The 25,646-nt window shown below is 61.1% G+C and carries 13 protein-coding genes, 1 tRNA gene and 2 pseudogenes; 5 read left to right on the top strand and 11 right to left on the bottom strand.

The features are described from left to right. Positions 1-26: 26 nt before the first annotated feature. The 11 genes and pseudogenes from H8F21_RS19145 to H8F21_RS19100 form a co-directional block, all read right to left on the bottom strand. Entirely contained in the window at positions 27-9,143 is a 9,117-nt protein-coding gene (locus H8F21_RS19145; RefSeq protein ID WP_203585156.1) for a DUF4347 domain-containing protein, read from the bottom strand. A gap of 77 nt (positions 9,144-9,220) precedes the next feature. Beyond that, the gene (locus H8F21_RS19140) at positions 9,221-9,529 is read right to left on the bottom strand and encodes a hypothetical protein (protein WP_203478540.1); all 309 of its coding nucleotides are present in this window, start codon (positions 9,527-9,529) and stop codon (positions 9,221-9,223) included. A gap of 116 nt (positions 9,530-9,645) precedes the next feature. After that, a complete protein-coding gene (locus H8F21_RS19135; RefSeq protein WP_203478541.1) occupies positions 9,646-11,745 on the bottom strand; it encodes an efflux RND transporter periplasmic adaptor subunit in 2,100 nt (699 codons plus the stop codon). Continuing rightward, positions 11,742-12,746: pseudogene (locus tag H8F21_RS19130) on the bottom strand (efflux RND transporter periplasmic adaptor subunit); the annotation flags it as partial. The gene H8F21_RS19135 and the pseudogene H8F21_RS19130, both read right to left, overlap by 4 nt. An 80-nt stretch (positions 12,747-12,826) precedes the next feature. Continuing rightward, positions 12,827-13,061: pseudogene (locus H8F21_RS30100) on the bottom strand (HlyD family secretion protein); the annotation flags it as partial. Continuing rightward, on the bottom strand, positions 13,058-13,822 hold the full coding sequence (locus H8F21_RS19125) for an efflux RND transporter periplasmic adaptor subunit (RefSeq protein WP_203478543.1): 765 nt from the start codon (positions 13,820-13,822) through the stop codon (positions 13,058-13,060). The gene H8F21_RS19125 and the pseudogene H8F21_RS30100, both read right to left, overlap by 4 nt. Before the next feature lie 369 nt (positions 13,823-14,191). Further along, positions 14,192-14,267: transfer RNA gene (locus tag H8F21_RS19120), tRNA-Gly, on the bottom strand. Between the two features lie 62 nt (positions 14,268-14,329). Further along, positions 14,330-14,890 (bottom strand): CDP-diacylglycerol--glycerol-3-phosphate 3-phosphatidyltransferase, encoded by a 561-nt coding sequence (pgsA, locus tag H8F21_RS19115; protein ID WP_136475622.1) that lies wholly within the window; start codon positions 14,888-14,890, stop codon positions 14,330-14,332. A 32-nt stretch (positions 14,891-14,922) separates the two neighbouring features. After that, on the bottom strand, positions 14,923-16,746 hold the full coding sequence (uvrC, locus tag H8F21_RS19110) for an excinuclease ABC subunit UvrC (protein WP_203541680.1): 1,824 nt from the start codon (positions 16,744-16,746) through the stop codon (positions 14,923-14,925). A 4-nt stretch (positions 16,747-16,750) separates the two neighbouring features. Next, a complete protein-coding gene (gene gacA, locus H8F21_RS19105; RefSeq protein ID WP_136475621.1) occupies positions 16,751-17,389 on the bottom strand; it encodes a response regulator transcription factor GacA in 639 nt (212 codons plus the stop codon). Positions 17,390-17,469: 80 nt separating this feature from the next. After that, positions 17,470-17,874: a helix-turn-helix domain-containing protein gene (locus H8F21_RS19100; RefSeq protein ID WP_203478544.1), complete on the bottom strand. Its 405-nt coding sequence runs from the start codon at positions 17,872-17,874 to the stop codon at positions 17,470-17,472. Between the two features lie 666 nt (positions 17,875-18,540). Here H8F21_RS19100 and H8F21_RS19095 point away from each other — a divergent pair. The 5 genes from H8F21_RS19095 to H8F21_RS19075 all read left to right on the top strand — a co-directional run bounded on the left by H8F21_RS19095 (position 18,541) and on the right by H8F21_RS19075 (position 25,632). After that, positions 18,541-19,848, top strand: coding sequence for a nucleotide sugar dehydrogenase (locus H8F21_RS19095; RefSeq protein ID WP_203478545.1), 1,308 nt, complete (start codon positions 18,541-18,543; stop codon positions 19,846-19,848). A 155-nt stretch (positions 19,849-20,003) separates the two neighbouring features. Continuing rightward, positions 20,004-21,527: a glycosyltransferase gene (locus H8F21_RS19090; protein ID WP_203478548.1), complete on the top strand. Its 1,524-nt coding sequence runs from the start codon at positions 20,004-20,006 to the stop codon at positions 21,525-21,527. Positions 21,528-21,542: 15 nt separating this feature from the next. Continuing rightward, positions 21,543-22,706, top strand: coding sequence for a PilZ domain-containing protein (locus H8F21_RS19085; RefSeq protein WP_203478549.1), 1,164 nt, complete (start codon positions 21,543-21,545; stop codon positions 22,704-22,706). A 20-nt stretch (positions 22,707-22,726) separates the two neighbouring features. After that, complete coding sequence (locus H8F21_RS19080; protein ID WP_203478550.1) at positions 22,727-24,178, top strand: sel1 repeat family protein; 1,452 nt, start codon at positions 22,727-22,729, stop codon at positions 24,176-24,178. Continuing rightward, a complete protein-coding gene (locus tag H8F21_RS19075; protein ID WP_203478551.1) occupies positions 24,175-25,632 on the top strand; it encodes an ion channel protein AlgE in 1,458 nt (485 codons plus the stop codon). The genes H8F21_RS19080 and H8F21_RS19075 overlap by 4 nt, the downstream gene beginning before the upstream one ends. The last annotated feature ends 14 nt before the right edge of the window (positions 25,633-25,646 follow it).

Genomic DNA, 25,646 nt, shown 5'->3' with positions numbered 1-25,646 from the left:
TCGTTTCTCAAATGTTGTGCTGTTTTTTATGCCCGCTGTCCGATCTCTGCCGGTTTGGCCAAGGCGTTGGCCAACTCGCGCACCTGGTGCTGGTCGGCTTCGTTGATTTGTTGCAGTTGCTGGCCGAAGGTCGGCACGCCAAACACGCCGCGCAGCCCCTGGTTGAGGTCACTCTGCTTCCACTGGTTGGCGCCGAACACGTTCATCTCGCTGATGCCCGGTACCTCGCGATTGAAGAGGGTGGCGAAGGTGCTGGCGCCGAAAACCCCGCCACTACCGCCGCCGAAGCCGAGAAAGCCCTTACCGTCGCCATTGCTCAGCCCGCTGTCGCTGCTGCCGAAGACCTGGGCGATGAAGCTAGGTGCACTGTCGGCCTGGCCGAGGAAGATGGTCCCCAGCGGTTTCAGATCGCCGCCTATGGTGCGGACTTCAAACAGCGAGCCCACGGCCAGCGGCGAGATGCTTGCGTCGATGACAATACCCGGCACCTGCGGCTGCAGCCCCGACACCTGCACAGTGCTCTGGGTTTGCGGTGGGTTGGTGCGATATTCAAGGTCGCCGACATCCTGGGTTTGCACGGTCTGACCGGCGCTGACCTGGGACTGCACCAGCACGTTGCCAGCGTCATCCTGGATACCGCTGTTCGCCGCGTTGAGGCTCAGGGACAAAGCGCCCTGCCCGCGCAAGTCACCGACCACGATACGGTAGGTCCTTGCGTCGATTCGTTGTACCGACTGCACCACCCCGCTGGCGCTGGAAGTGCCCAGCACGTTGAAGTCGCGGGTATCGACGCCACTGACCGCCTCATCGAAGGTCAGCGTGAAACTCAGACTGCGATCGGTCGGCAGCACCGGACCGTCCACGACGATGCTGCTCGGCTGCGGCGCGCGGGCGTCGATCAGAATGCCGCTGGTGTCGCCAACATTGTTCAAGCCGGTATTGGCGTCGTTGCCCTGGGCGTCGCGCAGAGTGCCGCCGTTGGTGTCAATACGCGAAGCGACCGCAAAGGAGTTATTACCGGCCATGCCGATGGTAACGCTGAGACGGAAGGTCAGTGCCATGGTGCCGGAGCCGGACAGGTAGTCAGCGTAAGCCACCCGGCCATCGTCCAAGGTAATGGCCAGACGCGGGTTGCCGTTGCCGCTGTCCACCAGCACCGCCTCGTTGGTATTAACCTTGAAGTCCAGGGTCTGCCCGGCGGTATAGGCGCCGCTGGCAGGAGTCGTCACGCTGGTCACCAATGGCGCGACGCGGTCGATGGTGTAGGTGCTGCCATTCAGACCGCCGCTGATCGAGTTGCCGGCTACATCGACGATACCCGTGTTGCTGGTATTCAGGTCCAGGCGCACGTTACCGGCGCCGGCCAGGTTGTCCACCAGCACTTGGTAGGTGCGCCCATCGATACGGGTGACAGAGGCGATGCGTCCGCTGACGGTGCCGGTCAGAGCAAGCGTGAAGTCGGCGCTGTCGACGCCGCTCACCGACTCGTCGAAGGTCACGGTGTAACGCAGGCTATCGGCGTTGGTCGGGGTGACATTGACACGTGCGATATCGCTTACCTGTGGCGCAACGGTGTCCACCACTATCCCGCTGGCCATGCCCGGAGTATTGAGCTGCAGGTTCATGTCGTTGCCAGCGTCGTCGCGCACCGTCGAGCCATTAAGGTCGATGCTGCCCGGCAGGCCGATGCCGTTGCTGGCGGTGTTGCCGGCCTGGATGGTGTATTGGAACACCAGCCCCGAAGTACCGTTGCCGGAAACATAGTTGGCGTAGCGAGTCACGCCACCGATGTTCAGAGCCAGGCGCGGCGTGCCACTGCTGGTATCGACATGGACGCTCTCGCTGGCATTGACGGTGAAGGTCAAGACGTCGCCGGCGTTGTAGCCACCGTTCGCCGGCAGGGTAACCTGCTCGACTAGTGGTACCACTGCATCCACCTTGATACCCGAGGTAGCGCCCGGATTGTTCAGCGCCAGGTTGGCGTCATTGCCGATCGCATCGCGCAGGGTCGCGCCGTTGAGCTGGAGGGCGCCTCCAAGCTGGATGCCGTTACTGTCCAATTGGCCGGTCACAACGCTCAGGCGCAACACCAAGGCGTTGCTGCCAGCCCCCGACAGGTAAGTGGCATAGGCTTTCTGACCATTGTCCAAGGTCACTTCGAGGCGTGGCGACCCGTTGCTGGTGTCCAGTTGCACGCTTTCGTCGAAATGCACGGTGAAGTCAAGATTTTGCCCCGCCACATAGGTGCCAGCGTTGGGCACATCGACACGGGTCACGCCCGGCGCGACGCGGTCGATGTTGTAGCTGGCGCCACTCATGCCGCCACTTAAGGTGTTGCCCGCGGCGTCGACGATGCCAGTAGCGCTGGCATTAAGGTTCAGTTGCAGGGTGCCGGTGCCAGCCAGGCTGTTGACCAGCACGGTGTAGGTTCGACCATCGACGCGCACGACACTGGCGATACTGCCGCTTGCTGAGCCGGCGAGGGCCAGGGAGAAGTCGGAGACATCAACACCGCTAACGTCCTCGCTGAAGGTCACGGTGAAGCTGACCGAGCCGCTGTTAGTCGGGCTGCTGCCGACACGCACGATATTGCTGGCACTCGGCGCGCTGGTGTCGACCAGCACGCCCGGCAGGTTGCCGCTGCCCAGGGTCGGGTCAATATCGTTGCCCGCCGGGTCGGTAAGCTGCTCGCCGCGCAGGTCAAGACTGTTCACAACTACGCCATTGCCGTCGTTGTCGCCACGCTGCACTACGTACTGGAACACCAGTGCGGCGCTGCCGTTGCCGGAAACGTAGGTGGCGTAACGCGTCACCCCGCCCACATCCAGGACCAGGTGCGGCGCCAGGGCGCCGGTCTGCACGACTTCGCTGGCGTTGACGGTGAAGGTCAGCACATCGCCAACCTTGTAGTTGCCGTCAACTGGCGCCCCCACACTGAGGACGCTCGGCGCGATAGCATCGACATTGACCCCGGCGGTGCTGGCAACACCGTTCAGGGCAGTGACGGTGGCATTGCCGGCGAGGTCGATGATGGAAGCGCCGTTGAGGTCGATGGCACCGCCCAGGGTAACGCCGTTGCTGTCCAGTTGGCCGCTGGTAACCGTCATACGAAATACCAGAGCCCTGCCACCGCTGCCGGAAACGTATTCGGCATACACGGTGCCGCCGGTGTCCAGCGTCACGGCAATGCGCGGTACGCCGCCGCTGGTATCGACCGTCAACGCTTCACTAAAATTGACGATGAAGTCGAGGTTCTGCCCGGCAACATAAGTGCCATTGGCTGGCGCGCTGACGCTGCCCACAACCGCTGCCACGCCGTCGACGACGATGTTGCTGCGCCCGCCGAGCGAATCAGCGCCGCCCACGGTCGGTAGCGTCAGAATGGCCAGGTCGCTGGTGTTGTTGCTGATCGCCGCACCGTTCATCTGCAGCGCCGAGGTGCTCTGGAAGTCCAGGTCGGCGCTGAGATCACCGGCTTGCACGGTGTACTTGAAGGTCAGAGTGTTACTGCCGCTGCCGCTGACGTACACGGCGTTGCGATCGATCAGGCCGGTTTCCAGCAGCAAGGTCGGGGAGCCACTGGTGAGATCGACGTTGACTATCTGGTCCCAGGTGATGCTGATCAGTACTTCATCGCCGACCTTGACGATACGGTCCAGGCCCTGCGCCGAGACGCTGGTGACCTTCGGGTTCACCGGGATGACGTTAATCGAAATGGTGTCGACATCGGACTTGGCACCACCGGTACCGGAGTTGCCGTTGTCGTTGGTCTCGATGGTCACGCTGGCAGCGCCGAGGTGGTTGTTCGACGGCCTGAAGGTGAGGGTCTGCAACGCCGCATTGATGCTGGTGCGGTTGCCCTCGAAGGTCATGGTGACGTTGTTCAGGCCGGTACCGGTCACCATGGTGATGCCGGTGAGGCTGCCAAGGCTGAGCACGCCGTTGGTGGCGGTCAGGGTCACCGTCATCAGGCCGTTGCCGGCATCCACATCAGTAATGGAGATGGCGTTGCCATTGGCGGTATTGAAACCGAGGGCGATATTCTGCGAGGCAGTCTGGCTGCCCGGCACGTTGTTGGCGGGCGCGTCGTTCACCGCCGTGACATTCAGGGTCACGGTCTTAGTGTCGATCTGCTCGCCGCCCGCGCCGATGGAGCCCTTGTCGTTGATCGTCACCGTCAGGGTCACGCTGGCGATGGTGTCTTGGGCAGTCCTGAAGGTCAGGCCGTTAGCCGCGATGAAGAAGTTGATATCGGCCAGGCTGCCGGACAGGGTCAGCTCGCCGGTGCCGGAACCGCCAACGATGACACCCATGCCACTGGTGGCGCTCAGGGTCCCGCTCGGTACCGAGAAGGTCGCCTGCACGGTACTGATGCCGGCATCAATGTCGGTGAAGCTGATGCCAGTGATCACGCTAGACACGTCTTCGGTCACGGTGATCGACGGCGGAACGGTGGCCACCGGCGCGTCGTTCACCGCCGTGACCTGCAGGGTCATGGTGGTGGTGGCGTCGGAAACGCTGTTGGTGTTGACGTTGAGGGTCAGGGTGACGTTGGCAGTAGCATTGGCCGCCGGGATGAAATGCAGGCGGTTATCGCTGAGAAAGGTGTTGATATTGGCCAGGGTGCCGGTCAGGGTGAGCGCCGTCGAGGTGCCGCCCACGGTCACGCCCCCGGAACCGGCGGCACTGAGGCTGCCACTGGTCACGGAGAAGGTGACTACGCCGAGGCTTGAATCGATATCGCTGAAGCTGACTAGGTTGATCGGCGTCATCATGTCTTCGCTGACCTGGAGACTGACCGGTGCGTTGATGGTCGGCGAATCGTTGACCGCTGTGATGGTGATGTCACGGGTGACTGCGATCGAGGACAGACCGCCACCATCGGTGAGCTGGAACTGCACGGTGCGGGTCGTGGTGTTCGGGGTTTCCGAGGCGTTGCCGTAGGTCACCGCGCGCATCGCGGCCTGGAACTGCGCCAAGGTCGCCTGGTTGCCGGCGGAGGTCAGGGTCAGGATGCCGGTGCCGGCAGTCCAGTTGCCGACGATATTGCCCATGGAGACGCCATCGTTGACGAAGGCCAGGCTGTCCTGGGCGCTGTAGTAGGTCAGCAGGCGCACCGTGGCGCTGGCCGGGTTCGGGCCGTCCGGGTCGGACACGGTCAGCGCAGAATCCACCACGATGCGGCTGGAGGCTACGTTATTACCTTCGGTCCACGAAGCCGCAGAACCGGTAACGGTCAGCACCGGGCGATCGTTGATCCCCGTTACCATCACGCTGGCTGTATCGGTTTGGGTGGAGTAGGTCGAAGTCCCACCCGAGGTGGTGGTGTTGAGCTTGGCGCCCTGCAGGCCGGCGGTGCTGTTGGTCTGGTCCCAGGCCTTGTAGGTGATGGTTGCGGTTTCACCGTGGATGCCGTCCGGCACGAAGCGCACGAGGTTCTGCGCGGTGAGGACCAGCGCAGAACTGGTGGAGACGGTACCGACGTCGCTCCAGGTGCTGCCGCTGTCGAGGCTGTACTGCCACTTACCGTAGGTGGAGGTCGCTCCGGTGATCGCCATACCCGTGGAAGCACCGGTGTCGATGTCGGTGACTCCGCCCAGCAGCGAGAGGACGGAATTGCCGCTGTTGCTGGTAGCGATGTCGGTGAGCGCGGTGAGGGTTGGCGCTACACTGGTCATCACCGGGGCGTCATTGAGCGAGCTGACTACCAGGGAGGCCTGGGCGGTGCCGGTGGAGAACGCGGTGGTGCTGCCGTTGCTGGTGGTATCGGCCGTGCTGCGCATTCCGGCGCTCGAAGCGGTACCGGAGGTGCGGTCCCAGGCCCGAAACGTGATGGCGACGTTTTCGCCGTTGGCGCCGTCAGGCACATAGCGGACCAGGCTCGTGCTGCTCAACAGCAGCGCACTGCTGTTCGACACCACACCGAAGTCGGTCCAGGTGCTGCCGTCGATGGAGTACTGCCACAGGCTACGCCCGGCGCTCGCAGTGACGGCAATTCCGGCGAGGGAACCCGAATCCACGTCGCCGTAGTTCACACTGGCGAGGATCGAGGCCACTGTATAGGCCTGGCTGGTGGTGTCCTCGTCGATCCCGCCCATTGTGAATGGACCGCCGCTGAGGGTTGGCGCGTCGTTGACCGAGACCAGGGTCACCGTACTGGTAATGCCCATGTAGGCAATATCGACGCCGCCGTTGGCAATGCCACCGGTGTCGGACACGAATCCCAGGGTCACCACCCGCGACGAGCCCGTTGGCCCTTCGCTGGCGTTACGGTAGGTCATGTTGTTGACCATGGCCTGCACCGTCGAGGTCGACAGCCCGCTATGGGACAGGGTCACGGTGGCGGTACCGGCAGCCAGCGATACGGTCACCGACGCGCCGTTGTTCAGGGTCACCACGTTGGTGCCGTTGACCAGGTTGAACGTCGATCCGTCGATGCTCAGACGCTCCATCGAGCCATCGGCCAGGTTGCTGACGGTGAAGACCAGCTGCTTGACCAATTGCCCGGTCTCGACGGTGTTGAGCGTGGCGCCGGCGAACAACACTACCGCGCTGCCGTTCTCGGTGAAGGTCGGATTGGCGCCGATCGCGTTGACCACCGGTGCATCGTTGACGGACACGACGGCGACGCTCACCACCGACACCACGCTGTTGCCGCCAGCACCGTCGTCCATGCTGATCGAGACGCTACGGGTGGTGGTGCTCGGCTGGAGGGTGTTGGAATTGCGGTACGCCAAATTGTGCAACAAGGCCGCCGTGGTTGTCGCGGTGGCCTCACTGGTCAGCGTAATCACCAGCGCGGAGCCATTGCTGCCGCCGGCAAAGGTACCGATCACCAGGCCGTTGTACTTGATCGAGGTGCCGTCGATCTGGATCTCGTTGGCCCCATTGCCCTGGTTGCGGATAAACAGCACGTCTTCGCCAGCGGTACCCCCGCCGCTGACCTGCACCGTCAGCTTGCCGCCGTTGAAGTTGGCCGAGTCGGCGTCGCTGACCGTTGCGTTGCTGTTTGGGTCCAGCAGGGTAAAGGCACCATCCTCGAAGTAGCTGACGCTATCGCCGTTGAGGTTGGCGATTACCGGCGGCGTCACGGTGGCGATGCTGAAGTTCAGTGCGGTGTTGTTCAGGATGCCCTTGTAGACCTGGCCATTGGTGTTGGCGAAGGTCTTGCCGTCGATGCGCACAGCATAGACGACGCCAGCGACCATGTCGGCCGGCGGGTCGATGGTCCAGGTGGTGCCGGAGCCGGTGACGCTGCTGCTGCCCACGGCGATGGTCTGGACGACCGCGTTATCGCTGGTGCGCACGATATAGATGTTGCCGGTACCCTTGCCCACCGCCTGGTCGAAGGTCAGGACAATGTTGGCACCTGGGGTGACGGTCAGGCTGTCGTCGGCCGGGGTCGAACTCACCAGTTTGGGCAGGCTGCCGCTCTGGTAGAAGATACTGGTGCTGTTGACCGTGTCCGAGGTTGACATCAGGTCAAGGTCGCCATCGCCGTCGAAATCGCCGACACGGAACTGTTGCGAGGCCATATCGGGCAGGACCACGTTGGCAAACGGGGAATTGCTGTAGTCCACGTCGACGAAAGTGCCGTTGTCGTTGCGCACGTAGCGCAAGGCCGAGCCGTTGCCGTTGGTCTGGTAGAGAATGTCGGCATCGCCGTCGCCGTCGAAGTCGGCAACGATCGCCCGGTCCACGGCGGTCGTCGGCAGGCCCGCCGTGGACGTCATGTCGACGAAGGTCCCGTGGTCGTTACGGAAATAATTTATCTTCGCCCCGGCAGCAACGTAGATCAGGTCGGTGTAGCCGTCGCCATTGACATCCGCAGCCTTGTAGTTGAAGGCGTTGAAGTCGGGCATGGTGATACCGCCGAACAGCCAGGAGGGGTCTGCACTCGTCACCGTGGTGAAGCTTGGCGTGGCGCTGCCGTTGTTCCGCGCCAATGCCCAGGATGTGGCGCTGCCGCCGGTCTGGTAGAGAATGTCGAGGGCACCGTCGCCGTTGAAGTCGCCGACCAGGGTGCGGACGCCGAAGGACGGGCCCGCCACGTCCTGGCTGGTGAAACTGGCGCCGGTATTGAGGTAGAGCTTCATCGTCGGGCCGCTCACGGGCGCAGCAAGCAGATCGATGCGACCGTCGCCGTTGAAGTCGCCGGCATGGAAGTTGGCACCACCGGTGGACGCGTCGCCTAGGGCCAGTCCGACGAAGATCGAGTTGGCCTGACTGAAGGTGGTGAAAGAGCCATCGCTGTTGCTCTGGGCGAAGCTCCAGGCCCCACCAGCGCCGGAGGCCTGGAAGAGAATGTCGGCACGGCCGTCGCCGTTGAAGTCGCCGACCACGTATTTCATCAGGTTGCCAGAGGTGCCCAGCACCGGAGCGCTGGAGACGGTACCGCCCGTATAGGTAGAGGCCATCAGGCTGTCGTAGCTGCGGATGTTCAGGGCAGTGGTGTCAATGGCACCGCTACGGCGCTCCAGCGTCCAGTTACCACCCAGCGCCGCAGCGCCGGTGTCGTCCACCGAGGCGGCGACATCGGCACCCGTGACCGAAGCCAGTTGATCGATAAATGCCTGACCTTTCTTGCCCTCGCCCACGTCACAGCCATACAACATCAGGTCGCCATCGGCCTTCAGCGAAGCACCGATGCTCTCCAGCGCCGCACGATGCTCGGCGAGGTTGTTGCTGGCCAGCCAGACGTTCCCCAACTGCACCGTACCGTCGGCACCGTGGGAAAGCAGATGGATGGCATCAAGGTTGTCGCGGCCCTTGAGGTAGTCAGCCATTTGCTGCAGGCCGTCCTTGGACGGATCAAGAAGTACCACTTCGGCGTTGGCAGGCAGACCTTCGAGCAGCTTCCCGGGATTATTCACCTGGCCGTCAATGAACACCACGTCGTGGCGCTGGCTGCCCTGCTGCTGGCTCGCAGTCGCACCCGTCGCCGCTGGGACTTTGCTGCTGTGGCTATCGGAGGTGCTGTCCTTGGCCGCATCAGCAGTGGTCTGCGCCACGGCATCCTGGGCGACCACACCCACGGACGCATCGAACATGATTCGCGGCTCCAGAGCCATCAGCAACGGAGCCTGGCCGGGGTCAGCTGGCGGCTGGCCGGACTTGCGCGAGAACCGTTCGATGAACTTCATGATGCTCCTCCAGGTGGTCACCGCACTGCCTGCTCCGGCAAGGCGATCAAAAAAAAGGCGATGCCTAGGGGCATCGCCTATTGTTGCTGTTGGCTGCGACTTGGGAAGGTGCCCTGCGTCGACAACAGATGGGTGTAGGTCGGCAAGCGGGTATGCATCTGGGTAGGCGTTGCGAGGCGCAGTGCGACCGCCCACGCTTCATAGGAATGAACCATATATTCACTATGCTGAGGATTGAACTGCTGACTGAGAGATACTGCGACCTGCTCGATGGGCCGGCCGCTGCGGGGGACGTTATGCACAGGTGATCCGGCATACAGGCGCTCGATAAACGTCATATCGGCTGAACGCAAGGCACGGTGGGTCGCAGCTTCCTTCGCTATCAATTCGAACATCCTTGTAGGGTTAACTTCGTGAGCTAACTTTTTATTGTGATGGAGGTCAGGCTAACGTACATGGCGAATTGATGGCAGATTAACTCAATTGTCCTACGATCACACGACTAAAATCCACTTTCCCTGACGCCGATTGCAGCCACCCGCCGCCAAGCTGCAGACATCAGTGATTCGCCCTTCCCGTCGAGCACCACAAGCCCGCGCAGCGGGTGTGAAACCTCCTTCGGCGCACCCTTTTCGAGCACGAATTGCGCGCCATATTGCGCTTGCAAAGGTTGCGCCCTCTTCTCTTCGTCACGGCGAATCGCAATAGGGCCATGATGCTCGGAAATCAGTGCCTCCTGATCGATATACGCCACGCCATTGGCATCCACCCCATCGAGGGTGACCGGCAGAGAGTCGCGTAACACATCGTCGGCGACGAAATGCCCAGTCGTACCCGGCGCCACGCGCCACAGATCGGCTTCAGCCAGGTAACCGCGCAAGCGCAGGCCCGCGGCGGCCACCTGAGCGAGCGGCAGCTCGGTACTGATCCAGCGTCCGGGGCTCAGGTTATCGACCAGATCACGCACCGTTCCGGCATGGGGCGCTCGCAACACCAGGCGCTCACGCTGGGCTGCCAGACCACGGTACTCGGCCACCGCCTCCGCCAGGCGCTGCTCAAGGATGCCGCTGTCGGCGGCGGTTTCGCTGCGTGCGGACTGTCGCCGCAACTGCAGTTGCAGGATTTCGATCTCGCGGCGGACGATGCTCATCCGCGCTTGCAGATCCGGCGATTCGAGCGTGACCAACACCTGGTTCTGCGCAACCTGGTCGCCGTCCTTGACCCGGACCTCGCGCACCTGCGCCGACGCCGGGGCATGCAGAGCACTTACCCGCGACGCCTCGAGCATCGCCGGCACTTCCACGCCGCTGCGCCACGGCACCACCAGCAGGGCCAGGATTAGCGCCAGGCCGGCACCGAGGAACAGTACCTTGCGCGACTGGGCCTTGTCTCGGTGCTGCCACCAGTGCTGCCATTCGCGCCAGATCGGTAGGCCGATAAACCACACCAATTCGACCATCATCAGGAAGATGCCGAGCACCTTGAAAAACAGGTGGTAGACCGCCAGGGCGATGCCGAAAAACAGTACCGCGCGCCAGATCCACGCAGCGTAGCTCCAGCACAACAGGCGGCGGCGCAGCTTAGGCGACCAATGCTCGGGCATAGGCTCGCCGTAACCGAAGAGCTTTTCCCGCAGGTGCCAGCGCCCAAGGGCGAAACCGCGGCCCTGCAAGTTGTCGACGCCCCACAGGTCACTGAGCAGGAAGTAACCGTCAAAGCGCATCAACGGGTTAACGTTGATCGCCAGGGTGGTGATCCAGGTAGCACTGGCCAGCATGAATGCCGCCGTGCGCCCTGCCCCGTCCGGCAACAACGACCAGGCCAACAGGGCAATACAGGCCAGCAGTAGCTCGGCGAGCACGCCGCCAGCGCCGATCAGTAAACGGGTACGACGATCCTGCACGCGCCAGGCGTCGCTGACATCGGTGTAGAGCATGGGCAACAGGACCATGAACGCCACGCCCATACTCGGCACCCTGCAGCCGGCGCGCTTGGCCATGTAGGCATGGCCGAATTCATGGCAGAGCTTGGCGAACCCCAGGGCAATGGCGAACGCCGCCATACCGCCGAGGCTGAGTAAATGCGGGAAGGTCGAAAGAAAGCGCTCCCAATCGCGCATCACCAGGAACAGCCCGAGCAGCAACACAGTGGGCAAGCCATAGCGCAGCAGGCTCTGTCCGTTACGTTCCAGCCATGGCCAGGTGCGATTGAGAAATGCATCCGGGCGCCACAGCGGAATCCGAAAGAACAGGTATTTGTGCAAGACCTGGGTCCAGATCCCCTGGCGCTGGGACGCTGCCTTGGTCGCGTAACTGGCGCGTTGTTCGGCATCCATGGCGCTGACCAGGTCATGACCGCGCAGGAAGCGCATTAACTCATCCAGCGCTTGCCCGGTCAGTGGCATGCCCGGCTCGGCATTAGCGGCATTGAGCACCTGTTGCCGATCGCCCAGGGCCCAGTGACGCAACAGGCGCATGGCCGGCGCGCCGAGCTTGAAATAGCGACCGCGCAGCGGGTCGGCAAGGGTCCATTGCGGCGAGCCGTCGAGGCCCGGCGCACCCGTCGAGAGCTGCAGGTCGGGACGCAGCGCCGGCAGCATCAAAGCCCCACCGCCTGGCGCAGGGCCGCCAGGGGCCGGCGCAGCAGATACAGGGCCAACGGCGCACGGTCACCGAAGACCTTGGCCGTGCCGCGCAGGCCGATACGCGGCGGCGCGTTTTCGAAACTGGCGTCAAGGCGATAGGCAAGCTGGCCGGCCGGGGTGTTCTGTGCCTGATAGGCCGCCCGTTCGAGCACCGCGTTATGCCGGCTCAGCGGATCGCTATCGAGAAACAACGCCACTTCGGCGCCCTTTTCCAGACCAATGGCGTCGGCCACCGGCAGTTCGATGCGCAGTTCGGCCTGAGTCGGGTCGGCAATTTCCATCAGGCGCTCGCCGGTACGCATGGGCTTGCCGATAAAACGCTGGGCATCGGCGAACACCGCGATGCCGTCGCGTTCGGCACGCACTTGGGTACGCGCCAGTAAATCGCGGGCGTAATCACGCTCGGCACGCTTCTGCTCGACCCGAGCGGCCAGCAGATCGAGGCGCGCACTGGAATCAGCATCGGAAAACGCCCGCTGGGTATTGGCCTTGAACTCCGCCTCGGCGACGCCCAGGGTGCGTTCGGCGACATCGGCCTGGGCCTTGAGGGTGGTGGCGTCAAAGCGCACCAGCACCTCGCCTGCTTTAACTGGCTGGTTGGGCTTGACCAGGAACTCGGCGACCACCCCATCCAGTGGCGCAGCGACCACCTGCCCGTTGCGCGGCGCAACTTCGGCCGGGGCCAACACCGACTGGCGCACCGGTACCAGCAGTATCAGCAGCAAGGCCGCGGCCAGGGCCCAGCGGGTCTTCGCCGGCCAGCGCAGGCGCCAAGGCTTGCCCGGTTGCAGGGCGCGCCAGGCATGGCTATAGCAGTCGCCAAGCTGCGCCAGTAAAACCTGCTCGGCGTCATTCCACGGATTGTCGCGGGCCAGCCAAAGGCCACCGAACACCTCGCCCTGACGGTCTTTAAGCGGTAGCCAGAAGGCATGGGGAGCAGACAGCGCCTGCCAATCGTCACGGCTGGCTTGATCCAGATCGTCGGGTGGCACCGCTCCTGGCAGAGCAAAACGCTCACTGGCAGCCAGGCGCTTGGCGACGCGCTCAACGAACACCACGAACGGCGCGTTCGGCTCCACCGTGCTGACGCCGGTGAGCGCGCGAACTTTGCCAGTGATCAGCAGCGCGCCATGTCGATAGCCAAATAGCGCCTGGCTATCGTTGACCATACTAAAAGCCAGCTCTTCCACCGATGGCGCACCACGGGCCTGACGCTCCAACTTCAGGTAATGGGCCAGCAGTTGCTCGAGAGCACCAGGCACCGGCGCGTTCATTTATTCTCCGCAAAGCGCGCGGTACCACTCATACCGGATATCAGGCCTGGGGTATTGGCGGGAACATTGGCGATCAGCAGCAGGGTTTGACTGCCTTCGTCGATACGCGCACCAAGACGCTTGATCACCGCATCGATCGACTTGCCGGTCTCGTCGGGCACGAAGCTGAAGGTCTGCTCCGGCTTAAGCGTGCCGATCCAGTGCGACGGCACCAGCAGATGAATCTCCAGGGTGCGGTTGTCGACGATTTCCAGCAGCGGTGCACCGCTAGCTACGCTTTCGTAGGGTTGGACACGGCGCTGCACCACCTGGCCATCATACGGCGCCTTGACCTGACAGCGCTGCACCTGCACCTGGTATACCTGGGCTTCGGCCTGGGCTTGGGCCTGATGCGCTTCTGCCAGGGACACCTCGAAACGCCCGACGGAATTGAGCGCCGCCAGTTGCCGTTTGTTGCCCAGCTCTTCGCGGGCTGCGCGCACGGCTGCAGCAGACGCATTGGCCTGGGCCTGGTAGGCGCTGCAATCGAAGCGCACCAGCACATCGCCCTTTTTGAACGATTGGCCTTCAGCATAGGGGATTTCCACGACCCGGCCGGGCAGTTCGCTGGCCAGCACCGCCTGGGAGCGGGCGCGCAGCACACCGCGCACTTCGCTGCCGCCGCGCAAGGTGACGCCATCGAGCAATGGATCACTCTCGGCCGCAGCCTGAACAACACTCGTCATCAAGGCCAACGCCGCCCACCACACTGCCTGCTTCATCTAGCTACATCCCTGTACGGATCTGGATTGCTTGAGTTGATATCGGCTGCTGTTCACAGAACGTGAATGCCGACGATCAGTGGCGGCGATAACGTTTCCGGCCGCAAGGACCAGGTAGCAATCGACTAAAAAAAGTGGCCGTATGCTATCAACGTCGCCTGCGCAATGATAGCTACCCTTGCGGCACTAACTGCAAAGAAAGATGCAGACCGATTGAATCGAAGAAGGCGGTGGCGGGCAGGCGTTGACCTGGGAAAGCTGATGGCGCGGATAACGTCGGCTTGCGACGGTGCGCGGGAACGAAAAAAGGGCCCGAAGGCCCTTTCTCGACGACTTACAGATTTCCATGGAATTCTGTAGATCTATATTTGGAGCGGGAAACGAGACTCGAACTCGCGACCCCGACCTTGGCAAGGTCGTGCTCTACCAACTGAGCTATTCCCGCATTTGGTGACGGCCATTCTATAGATTCATGGAACGCCGTCAAGCCCTTGATTCAAAAAAGCTTTATTTTTGTTCCGAGCCTTCGCGCAGGTGCGGCCAGGCGGCGCGCAGGTAGTGCACCATCGACCACAAGGTCAGGCCTGCGGAAATCATCAGCAAGACGTAACCCAAAATCACCCAGAAGGTCATCACTGGCGGATTGGCCAGCAGGATCACCAGCGCGAGCATTTGCGCGGCGGTTTTCCACTTGCCCAGGTTCGACACCGCGACATGCGCCCGTGCGCCCAACTCGGCCATCCATTCGCGCAGGGCCGATACCACGATCTCACGACCGATGATTACCGCCGCTGGCAATGTCAGCCAGAAGTTTGCATGGACCTGCACCAACAGCACCAAGGCCACGGCGACCATCAACTTGTCGGCCACGGGGTCAAGGAAGGCTCCGAAGGGAGTGCTCTGCTGCAGTCGGCGGGCCAGGTAGCCGTCAAGCCAGTCGGTGGCCGCTGCAACAGCAAAGACACTGCTTGCTGCGATATAGCTCCAGTGGTACGGAACATAAAACAGCAAAATAAAGATCGGAATGAGCAGGACGCGAAGAACTGTAAGTAGATTTGGGATATTCATCGGCACAACTGGCTGCAAAGTGAGGGGGCATTCTACTCGCTATGCAGGGTCGCATAAATCGACTCGGCAAGCTTTTTACTGATTCCCGGTGCTTTGGCGATTTCTTCGATGCTGGCACGGGTCAATTCCTGCAGGCCACCGAAGTGTTTAAGCAGGTCACGACGGCGTTTTGGCCCTACCCCAGCTACATCTTCAAGGCTGGAGGTACGTCGGGCCTTGCCGCGTCGGGCACGGTGACCGGTAATGGCGAAGCGGTGCGCTTCGTCACGAATCTGCTGGATCAAGTGCAACGCTGGCGAGTCACCCTTGAGGGTGAACTCGTGGGCCGCATCGTTGAGGTACAAGGTTTCAAAGCCCGCCTTGCGGGTTACGCCCTTGGCCACGCCAAGCAGAATCAGGTCTGGCACCGCCAGTTCCTGCAGCACATCGCGGGCCATGTTCAGCTGGCCTTTGCCGCCGTCGACCAACAGCACATCTGGCAACTTGCCCTCGCCGCCCTTGATACGCCCGAAGCGGCGAGTCAGGGCCTGGTGCATGGCCGCATAGTCGTCGCCCGGAGTGACGCCTTCGATATTGAAGCGTCGGTAGTCCGATTTCAGCGGCCCCTCCGGCCCGAACACCACGCAGGACGCTACGGTAGCCTCGCCACTGGAGTGACTGATGTCGTAGCACTCAAGGCGTTGAGGCACCTCATCGAGGGCCAGCACCTGGGCCAAGGCTTCAAAGCGTGAGGCCATGTGTTGACGGTTGGCCAGGCGCGCGCTCAGGGCCTGTTCGGCGTTGGTTACCGCCAGCTGCTGCCAGCGCGCACGGGTGCCACGCACCCGATGACTGATGGTCAGTTCGCGCCCGCGCAAGGTTTCGATGGCCGCGGTGAACGCCGCGAAATCGTCATGCACCACGTTTACAATGAGCTCGCCCGGCAGGTCGCGCTCGGCGTTGCCTATATAGTACTGCGAGAGAAACGCGGCCATCACCTCGGCCACATCCTCTTCGATCCCGACCTGTGGAAAGAAATTCTTGCTACCCAATACACGCCCACCGCGCACACTGATCAAGTGCACACAGGCGCCGCCAGGGTTGGTAAACGCCGCGACGACATCCACATCGCCACTGCCGCCTTCCATACTCTGCTGATCCTGGACCCTGCGCAGCAATCCGATCTGATCGCGCAGTTGGGCGGCCTTTTCAAACTCCAAGGCCATCGCCGCCTGTTCCATCTCTGCGTTGAGCTCGTTGGTCAACTGATGACTGCGCCCCTCGAGGAACATCACCGAGTGGCGCACATCGACGGCATATTCCTCAGGCTCGACGAGGCCGACACAAGGGGCCTTGCAGCGCTTGATCTGGTACTGCAGGCATGGGCGGGTGCGGTTGCTGTAATAGCTGTCTTCGCACTGGCGAACGAAAAAGGTCTTTTGCAACAAGCTCAGGCTTTCGCGAATTGCTCCGGCACTTGGATAGGGGCCGAAGTACTTGCCCTTTTGCTTCTTGGCTCCGCGGTGAATCCCCAGGCGTGGAAACGGACCGTCGGAGAGAAACACATAGGGATACGACTTGTCGTCGCGCAGCAGAATGTTATACGGCGGCCGCCACTGCTTGATCAGTGTCTGCTCAAGCAGCAGTGCTTCGGTCTCGTTGGCGGTAATGGTGGTTTCGACCTGGGCGATGCGCGCCACCAACGCAGCCGTCTTCGGCGCCAGGCCAGTTTTGCGAAAATAACTGGCCAGACGCTTCTTGAGGTTTTTTGCCTTGCCGACATACAGCAGCCGGGCTTCACCGTCGAACATCCGGTAAACGCCTGGGCGACCGCTGCAGGTCGCCAGAAATGCACTTGCATCAAACACAGGGGTCATGAGTTCAGAGATTGGCGTCAACCATGCCATGGCGGACCGCCAACAGCGTCAGCTCGACGTCGCTGGTGACCGAGAGTTTTTCGAAAATTCGATACCGGTAAGTATTCACCGTTTTCGGGGACAAGCACAGCTTATCGGAGATGATCTGTACTTTCTGGCAACCGACGATCATCAGGGCGATCTGGATTTCTCGCTCTGACAGCGTATCGAATGGCGAGCCTTGCGGCTGGAATGGTTTCAGTGCCAATTGCTGGGCGATTTGCGGGCTGATATAGCGCTGACCTGCAAAGACCAGGCGAATGGCCTGGACCATTTCGTCCAACCCTGCCCCTTTGGTCAGGTAACCGGCAGCGCCTGCCTGCAGCAGCCGAGTCGGAAACGGGTCTTCTTCGCAGACAGTCACCGCCACCACTTTTACATCGGGGTGGCTGCGCAGCAATTTGCGCGTCGCCTCAAGACCTCCGATGCCGGGCATTTTCACGTCCATGAGGACGACGTCAGGCTTGAGCTCACGTGCCACCTTCAAGGATGCCTCGCCAGAGTCAGCCTCGCCCACTACCTGCAAACCATCGATATCGGCCAGCATACGGGTGATGCCTGTACGTACCAGATCGTGATCATCGACCACCAGGACCCTAATCAAGCAGACACCTCACACTGCGGCGGCAATTGAATGTCGCCACCTTAGCAAAAACCAAGTGCCAGAGCTAACGGAACACGTCATCAAATCGACACCAGTTTGTCCGTTGCCGCCACCCGAGAAGAGACTACCGGGTCCGCCCTGGAAACCAGCGCACATGTGCGAGGCAGAGCGCTGGCGAGGCTACCGAGCAAATGCTGGACGGCGGCCTGGTCGGCCGTGGGCAGTGAGCGAAAAGCACCCAGCAAGCTGGCCTCTTGCGAGTTGAGGGCGCCGTGGGCTACCGGCGTACGCGTACCGCTCAGCACATACAGGGCATCGACGCCCCGCGCAGCCACGGCGGCCATGTAGTCGGCCTTGGGGGTACGCTCGCCACTCTCATATTTGCCTTGGGCATTGGGTTCAACACCGCCAATGTCACCGAAAACGCGCTGGGTGAGGCCCAGACGCTCCCTTTCTTCCCGTAGACGGGCTCCGATTCCGTTCATTGCTGTTCTAAGTCCTTGGTCCATCGTCCATGCCTGCTATCCACGCATTCCTGCCAGACAGGCCACTCAAGCGCCACTATGCACGGGAGAACAAGCGCTACACAAGCCGAGCAACATACAACGCACCCGTAAGTAGCGGCTCTACAATGGCCCTCAACATTGAAATGCTTCGATTTAAATACCAGCGGGTGAACTTTTCGCACATAAGCGATGGCATTTCGCCCGCATTGATACTTACCCCACTACCATTTATCCCAGGCAACTAAGCAGAGAATATTCACACCTGTAAAGCACGCGAAAGGACCGTCAAAAGGGCCGCCACAAAACCGTCAAAATCCGACCAAAACCCCGAAAACGGAATTTATTGACGCCATTTAATTGCCTTTTGATCGGAAGACGTTTTTTGACGCACAACTAATTGACAACTTTAACTCATTGATTTTAAAGAGTTTTTAACTAGCAACAAATTAATATTAGTTTCATTTCAACATCAATCAATAGAGTGCTTGCCTAACTAAAAAAACTCCCCTTAGGATATAAACAAGAGAACGAACAACACGGCCGTCGCCTGTCCAGCGCGCGATACGATATCGCGCGCTCGCCGCATCGATTTCACCGATAAACTGAGTAACCGGGACAGCCAGGCTGTGCTCGCAAGAGGGAACTATGAATATCAGTATTTTTGGATTGGGTTATGTAGGTGCTGTCTGTGCAGGGTGTCTGTCCTCCCGGGGACATCAGGTGATGGGGGTCGACATTTCCCAGGACAAGATCGACATGATCAACCAGGGCAAGTCCCCGATCGTCGAGCCTGGACTCGAGCAGCTTCTGCTCGATGGCGTCAACCGCGGTCTTCTGCGTGGCACCACCGACGTTCAGGCTGCGGTACTGGCTACGGAAATGTCGCTACTGTGCGTCGGCACTCCAAGCAAGAAAAATGGCGACCTGGATCTGGTCTACATGGAGGCGGTGTGCCGCGAAATCGGCATGGCCCTACGCGACAAAGCCAGCCGTCACACCGTTGTAGTGCGCAGCACCGTACTACCCGGCACCGCCAAGAACGTGGTCATTCCCCTGCTTGAAGCGGCCTCGGGCAAACGTGCCGGGATTGACTTCGGGGTTGCCGTGAACCCTGAGTTCCTGCGTGAAAGCACCGCTATCCAGGACTACGACTTCCCGGCAATGACCGTGATCGGTGAACTGGACCAACAGTCCGGTGACCTTCTCGAGTCGTTGTACAAGGGCCTTGATGCACCGGTGATTCGCAAGTCGATCGAAGTCGCCGAAATGATCAAGTACACCTGTAACGTCTGGCATGCGACCAAGGTCAGCTTTGCCAACGAGATCGGCAACATCGCCAAGGCCTCCGGCGTCGATGGCCGTGAAGTCATGGACGTGGTCTGCCAGGACTACAAACTCAACTTGTCGCGCTACTACCTTCGTCCAGGTTTTGCCTTTGGCGGTTCTTGCCTGCCCAAGGATGTACGCGCCCTCACCTACCGCGCCGGACAACTGGACGTCGAGCACCCGTTGCTGGCCTCGATCATGGACAGCAACCGCAACCAGGTACGCAACGCTTTCGACCTGATTGCCCGCCAGGACAAACGCCGCATCGGTCTTCTCGGCTTGAGCTTCAAGTCCGGCACTGACGACTTGCGTGAAAGCCCGTTGGTGGAACTGGCGGAAATGCTCATCGGCAAAGGCTACGAGCTGACCATTTACGACGCCAACGTCGAGTACGCCCGCGTCTTCGGTGCCAACCGCGAGTACATCGAATCGAAGATCCCTCATGTTTCGTCGCTGCTGTGCAACGACCTGAGCAGAGTGATCAATGGCGCCGACGTCATCGTGCTCGGCAACAATGACGATAGCTTCGCCCAGGCGCTGGATGTTGCAGGTGACAAACAGGTCATCGACCTGGTCGGCTTCATGCCCCATGGCAGCAATGACAACCAACAGGGTATCTGCTGGTAACGCCCAAGCTACGTAGAGAGCACCGGGCAAGCAATCCAGGTTTGCGCCTGACCGAACTGAACACCTGCCGTTTTCTGCCTGCCGCCCCGCGGCCGGGCCTGGTAAGTGCGCATTTCAGTCAGGCTCAAGTGCCTGTAGAACGGAGCAACGGTTAGATGGAACGACAGCAACAACTGCCTTCAGGCGCACGCCGGGGAGCCGCAAGCTTTTGCGCTTGGGCCTGCCTGTTCGGCCTGATCGCCCTGGCCTCGGAAATGATCGCTCCGGCGTATCTGGACCCAAGCCACCACAGCTTCATCTTTATCATCGGCACCTTGGGTATGTGGCGATATGGCAATGCCATCGTGCACTACCTGCGTGGCATGTATTTCCTGCACTGGAAGTTTCCACGCATCCGCAAGGCTGTCGAGCGAATGGGTGATGCCGCGCTGCCGGCGCATATGTTCATGGTGGTGACCAGTTTTCGCATTCCCACCCATACCACCTTCAAGGTCTACCAGTCGGTTTTCCAGGAAATACAACGGCTCAATGTGCCCTGCACAGTGATCGCCTCGATTGTCGAAAAAGGCGACGAGCAGTTCATCAAGGAAATCATGCGCAACGAGGTCAAGGGTCGCGACGATATCAAGCTGGTTATCGTGCGCGCCCGTGGCACCGGCAAGCGTGATGGCCTGGCCCACGCGTTTCGTGCCTTGTCGCGGCAAATGCCACTGGAAGACTCGGTTGTCGGCGTGGTCGATGGCGACACCATGATGCTGCCCGGTTGTGTAGAGCGCGCGGTGAAACTGTTCGCCTACCTGCCCAAGGTCGGCGGCCTGACAACCAACGAGTTCTGCGAAGTCGAAGGCAGCAACCTGATGCGCCAGTGGCACTCGATGCGTTTCGTCCAGCGCCATATCAATATGTGCTCCATGGCCCTGTCGCACCGCGTACTGACCCTGACCGGACGCTTGTCGTTCTTTCGCGCCAGCGTCATGACCGAACCTGCCTTCATCCGCGACGTCGAAGCCGATTTTCTCGAACACTGGCGCCTGGGTCGCTTCCAGTTTCTCACCGGTGACGACAAGTCATCGTGGCTGAGCCTGATGCGCGCCGGCTGGGACACCTTCTACGTGCCCGACAGCAACACCCTGACCGTCGAGCATCCACCAGACAACAGCTTCTGGCGAGCCACGCGACTGTTGATGTTCCGCTGGTACGGCAACTCGTTGCGACAGAACTTCCGCGCCACCGCCCTGCTCGGCCGTGCGCGCCTGGGCCTGTTCACCCTGTATGTACTGCTCGATCAACGAGTATCGATGTGGACCTGCCTGATGGGCCTTACCGCCTCGGTAGTGGCTGGCGTCGTGTTCGGCATCCAGTATCTGCTGGTGTATCTGTTCTGGGTGTTGTTGTCGCGCAGCATTGTCACCGTGCTGTTCCTGTTTGCCGGCCACCCGGTCAGCCCGATGTACCCCTTTGTTCTTTATTACAACCAGATCGTCGGCTCGGTGATGAAGATCTATGCGCTGTTCCACATGGACCAGCAGCGCTGGACCCGTCAGAAAACCACATTAAGCAACGGCAGCGTCGACTTCGATGCAGCCCTGAACCGCTGGTCTTCGAAAGCGATGTTGTTCTCCTCCATCGCGATTTTCTTCGGGGTTATCTCGGTTCTTCTCGAACTCACGCAACGTTAAGGAAAGGCGCCTGCCATGAGTAGCTCAAGTACACCTACAGTTCCCGCTAAAGCTGCAGCCAATGTCGTTCACGAAGCTATCGACGAACGCCAGCACGTGCGCACCCGGATCAATGCTCACATCACCCTGACAGCAGCCGGACAGCCCACCATTGAAACCAACGTCCAGGACATCTCCCTGGGCGGCATCGGCCTGCGTCATGACAAGCCGCTGACCATCGGCAGCCTGTACAACGCCTCGATTCGCCTGCGCCTGAATCAGTTGAACCTGAGCCTGGACAGCAAAGTGCGCATCGTCTCCCAGCGCGGTGAGGAAGTAGGCGCACAATTCGTCGACCTGGATGCGCAAAAGCGCGACATCCTGCGCTACATCATCAGTGCCTACCTGTCGGGCGAAATTGCCGACATCAATGGTCTGTTCAACGTGATGCAGCGGGAAAACTACATCAAGGAACGCAAGCAACAGCAGGCCAGTGCACGCAACGGCGGCGATCGCCTCAAGGCCGTGGCCGGCACCCTGCTCTACGCCGCTGCCGGCCTCGCTGCGGCGGGCTTCGTGGCCTACAAGAGCTACATGCTGTTTTTCCGCATTCCCGCCGTACAGGCGCAGGTTTCAGCCAACGCACAAATCATCAGCATGCCCGACAACGGCTACGTGAAGTTTCTCCTCAAGCCCGGTCAGGCGGATGTGAAGGCCGGCCAGCCCCTGGCCAATATCTCTACCCAGTTGGCTACCAGCTTCACCAGCCCGGCGGACATGAAAGCGGTGGCGGATCTGTCGCCGGGGGATCTGCAGACCCTGCTTGGACGCGCAACTATCGAGACGGTGATCAACAGCCCATGCGATTGCGAAGTCTACTTCCCCACCAAGCCCCTCGATGGCTACGGCTACAAGCAGGCACCGCTGATGCACCTGCTACCGCGCAATGAAGGCCTGTTCGTCACCGCCAACGTGCCCTTCGACAAGCTTGCCGATATCTCCCGAGTGAAGTCGGTGGATATGAAGGTGTTCGGTCTGGATGAAAATTTCACCGGCAAGGTAGTGGATTCCCGTGTCGACGAGGTTAACAAAAACCTGGCGCTGACCATCGCCCCGGACTCCCCGTTGCCGCGCGAGGCTTATCAGAAGCCGGTGGCTGTTGATCTGTTCCTGAGCCTGCCGTTCACGGCATCGCGCTGAGCAAAAAGGAAGAATTGGCGATGAACGCGATGATGCCCTCCCGCCTGTTGCTGGCCAGCCTGTGCGTGGCGTGCGCCGGCGCCGTTTCGGCCGGACAGAGTCTGGATCAGATCCGCTACGCGCTGTACAAGGACCCGAGTGCCAATGTCAGCGGCGACCTGCGCCTGCTGTCCGAGCGGGGCGACCTGGCGTCCAAGCTGCTGCTGGGCGATGTCCTGGCCAGCACCAATGGTGCCAACCGCATGGAAATCATCGACCTGTACAAGGCTGCGTTCGCCGACGGCCACGGTCAGATTCCGGCGCTGACTTCCCTGGCGCGCCTGCTCGACCGCACGCCCAGTCTGCAACAGGAACAACGCGACTGGATGGCCCAGGCCCTGACGCGCTACCCGGCGACCCTGGACCCGCGCAACGCCAGTACCACCCTTGAGGTGTTCCTGGTCTACCCGCAATTGGTATCCACCGGCGATGCCGAGCAATTGCTGGCGCTGTACCAACAGTCGTGCCTGCTCAACTGCCGCCCGGAGCTTTTCCGTGCCGTGCTGGCTGAACGTCAAGGCGATCGTCAGGGCGCAGAGCATTGGTACCAACAGGCGGCGCGTGTGGACGTGCGTGCAATCGATCGATATTACCGCTTCCTGGGTGACGATCAGGACCGCGCGTTCCCGGTATTTGCCCGTAGCCTGGAGCCCCAGCGCTCAACCCTTGCAGTTGAGATCGTGCAGCGCATCGGTTCACTGCTCGAAAGCATCAGCAGCGTGCAGCGCGCCGATTTTGAAGCAGACCGCTACGCACGGCAAAGCGCTGCCATGGGCCCTGCCGGTACGCAGCCCGATGCCGCGCAACTGGCGGTGGAAAAGGCCCAACGCGATGTTCTCGATGCGGCCCTGGCCGAGGCCCACCGCTGGCGTGACAACGCCGCCGACCGCGGCTTTGTCCCGGCCATGGTGTCCAGGGCGAACTTTATGATTTCCACGCCCACCGAGCACAACGCCGAGGAAACCCAGGCCCTGATCGACCAGGTGCAGGCCCGCGAACCAACCCGCGCCAAGGCCCTGCAGGCGTCGTTCTACATGGTCAACAACTGGCTGACACTCGACCCGCAGAAGGCCCGGGCGCTGATCGATGAACTGATCGCCAGCAATTACCCTGACGCTCAGCTGCTGTTGGCCGAGTACTACAGCAAAGGTGTGGAAGACCAACCGGATCAGGAAAAGGCCCTGCAAATTTTCCAGGCCCAGGCCGACGCCGGTTCTACCACTGCCTGGTACCGCATGGCCACCCTGCATGCTTATGGCCGCGCCATCTGCCACGACCCGGTCAAAGCCTACGCCTACGCCCAGGTGGCGTTGGAACTCGGTGAAAACGGGGCGCGCAGCTTGATCAAGCGCCTGGAAAAAACTCTCAAAAAGGATGACATCGACCGCGCCCTGGCGGCGCGCGCCGATCTGTTGAAGGAGACAACCCTGTGAAAGCGCATCACTCCCTGTTTGGTGCCCTGCTGGCCCTGACCCCGCTACACCCGGCCATGGCCGCAGAAGAAATCACCGGCCCTGAAGCTGATAGCACCGAACCTGTGCGAGTGATGCCCAGCGATGGCAGCACGCCTGTCATCACCTCGGAGTTTTTCAACAAACTTACGGTACAGACCGGCTACGGCCCGGAAGACTCGCAGGTCGACCGCGACCGCGAGATGTTCTACAGCCTGCGCTACGAGCCTTCGTTCGCCTGGTATTCGCCGGAAAAACGCTGGGCCAAGTGGATGGTCTACGGCCGCATGTGGCTGAACTACGACTCCAGCCAATCGGGCAACCTGCAGAACGAATCTACCAACAACAATAATGTTCGAGAGCAACCGCAAGGCTGGTATGCCGAGCTGCGCGAGCTGTATGTGAAGCGCAACCTGATCGGCGACGATCCGCGCTACTCGATGTCATTCGGTCGTCAGCGTTTCTTCGACGACTACGGCCTGTGGTGGGACGACAGCCTTGAGTCTGTGCGCTTCAACTATAAGGACACCTTTTCCGACGCCTTCCTGGCCGTGGGCCAGAAATTTCATAACTACAACACCGACGTCAACAGCCTTCCGGCCAGCGAAGAACGCACGCTCTACGTAATGGGCGAGTACGCCTACCGCTGGAGCGAGAACAACCGTGCCGGCGTGCGCATGATGTACGAGAACGACCGCAGCGACCATGATGTCGACGACCGCTACGACTTCAAGGGCATGCGCTACGGGCTGTTCTTCAAGGGCGACAATCTGCCGTCACCGGTCATCAGCGACTATCACGTGGAGTTGGCCGCGCTCGATGGCAAGATGGACAACACCAATGGCACTGGTGTGACCACCACCGGCCACAGCAGCAAGGGTTGGGTCGCCCTGGGCGAGGTCGGCAAGCGCTTTGAAACACTGCCTTGGACACCGCGTGTGGCCCTGCGCGGCGGCCTCACCGATAAGCCGAGCGACGACAACGACGGTTTCCGCCTCAACACTATCCAGTCCGACCGTATCACGCGCCAAGGCTCGTACAGCACGCGTCTGACCAGCTCCTTCGTCAGCATTGATCTGCAGAACCTGAGTTACTACGGCATCGCCCTGGAAACCCAGCCCACACCTCGCAGCGCCCTGGACCTGCGTCTTACCCAGCTGAACATGCGCGACGATGATGGCGTGGTGCCGATCCGCATGGCCAGCGACAGTCGTAGCAAGCGCCAGCGACAACTTGACAATGGCCAGTACGGCAAGGGCGACAACGTCGGGCAAATGCTCGACCTCAACTACTACTGGAAGATGTTTCCGGTGGCACTCGACGGCAAGCACCTGGATGTCAACGCGTTGGTCAGCGCCAGTTACCTCAATGCCGGTAGCGCATTGAAAACCGGCGACGACTACCAGTTGAGCCTCGGCGTCGTAGTCAGCTACTAAGGACGGACCCTTCG

Source organism: Pseudomonas arcuscaelestis (genome assembly GCF_016881005.1).
Classification (GTDB): domain Bacteria; phylum Pseudomonadota; class Gammaproteobacteria; order Pseudomonadales; family Pseudomonadaceae; genus Aquipseudomonas; species Aquipseudomonas arcuscaelestis.
This window is presented reverse-complemented; position numbering and strand designations above follow the sequence as displayed.

What these genes read in the sequence shown, in the direction of transcription:
- H8F21_RS19145 (WP_203585156.1), bottom strand. Translation starts at nt 9,143, where the DNA reads ATGAAGTTCATCGAACGGTTCTCGCGCAAGTCCGGCCAGCCGCCAGCT.
- H8F21_RS19125 (WP_203478543.1), bottom strand. Translation starts at nt 13,822, where the DNA reads ATGAAGCAGGCAGTGTGGTGGGCGGCGTTGGCCTTGATGACGAGTGTT.
- pgsA (WP_136475622.1), bottom strand. Translation starts at nt 14,890, where the DNA reads ATGAATATCCCAAATCTACTTACAGTTCTTCGCGTCCTGCTCATTCCG.
- uvrC (WP_203541680.1), bottom strand. Translation starts at nt 16,746, where the DNA reads ATGACCCCTGTGTTTGATGCAAGTGCATTTCTGGCGACCTGCAGCGGT.
- H8F21_RS19100 (WP_203478544.1), bottom strand. Translation starts at nt 17,874, where the DNA reads ATGAACGGAATCGGAGCCCGTCTACGGGAAGAAAGGGAGCGTCTGGGC.
- H8F21_RS19095 (WP_203478545.1), top strand. Translation starts at nt 18,541, where the DNA reads ATGAATATCAGTATTTTTGGATTGGGTTATGTAGGTGCTGTCTGTGCA.
- H8F21_RS19090 (WP_203478548.1), top strand. Translation starts at nt 20,004, where the DNA reads ATGGAACGACAGCAACAACTGCCTTCAGGCGCACGCCGGGGAGCCGCA.
- H8F21_RS19085 (WP_203478549.1), top strand. Translation starts at nt 21,543, where the DNA reads ATGAGTAGCTCAAGTACACCTACAGTTCCCGCTAAAGCTGCAGCCAAT.
- H8F21_RS19080 (WP_203478550.1), top strand. Translation starts at nt 22,727, where the DNA reads ATGAACGCGATGATGCCCTCCCGCCTGTTGCTGGCCAGCCTGTGCGTG.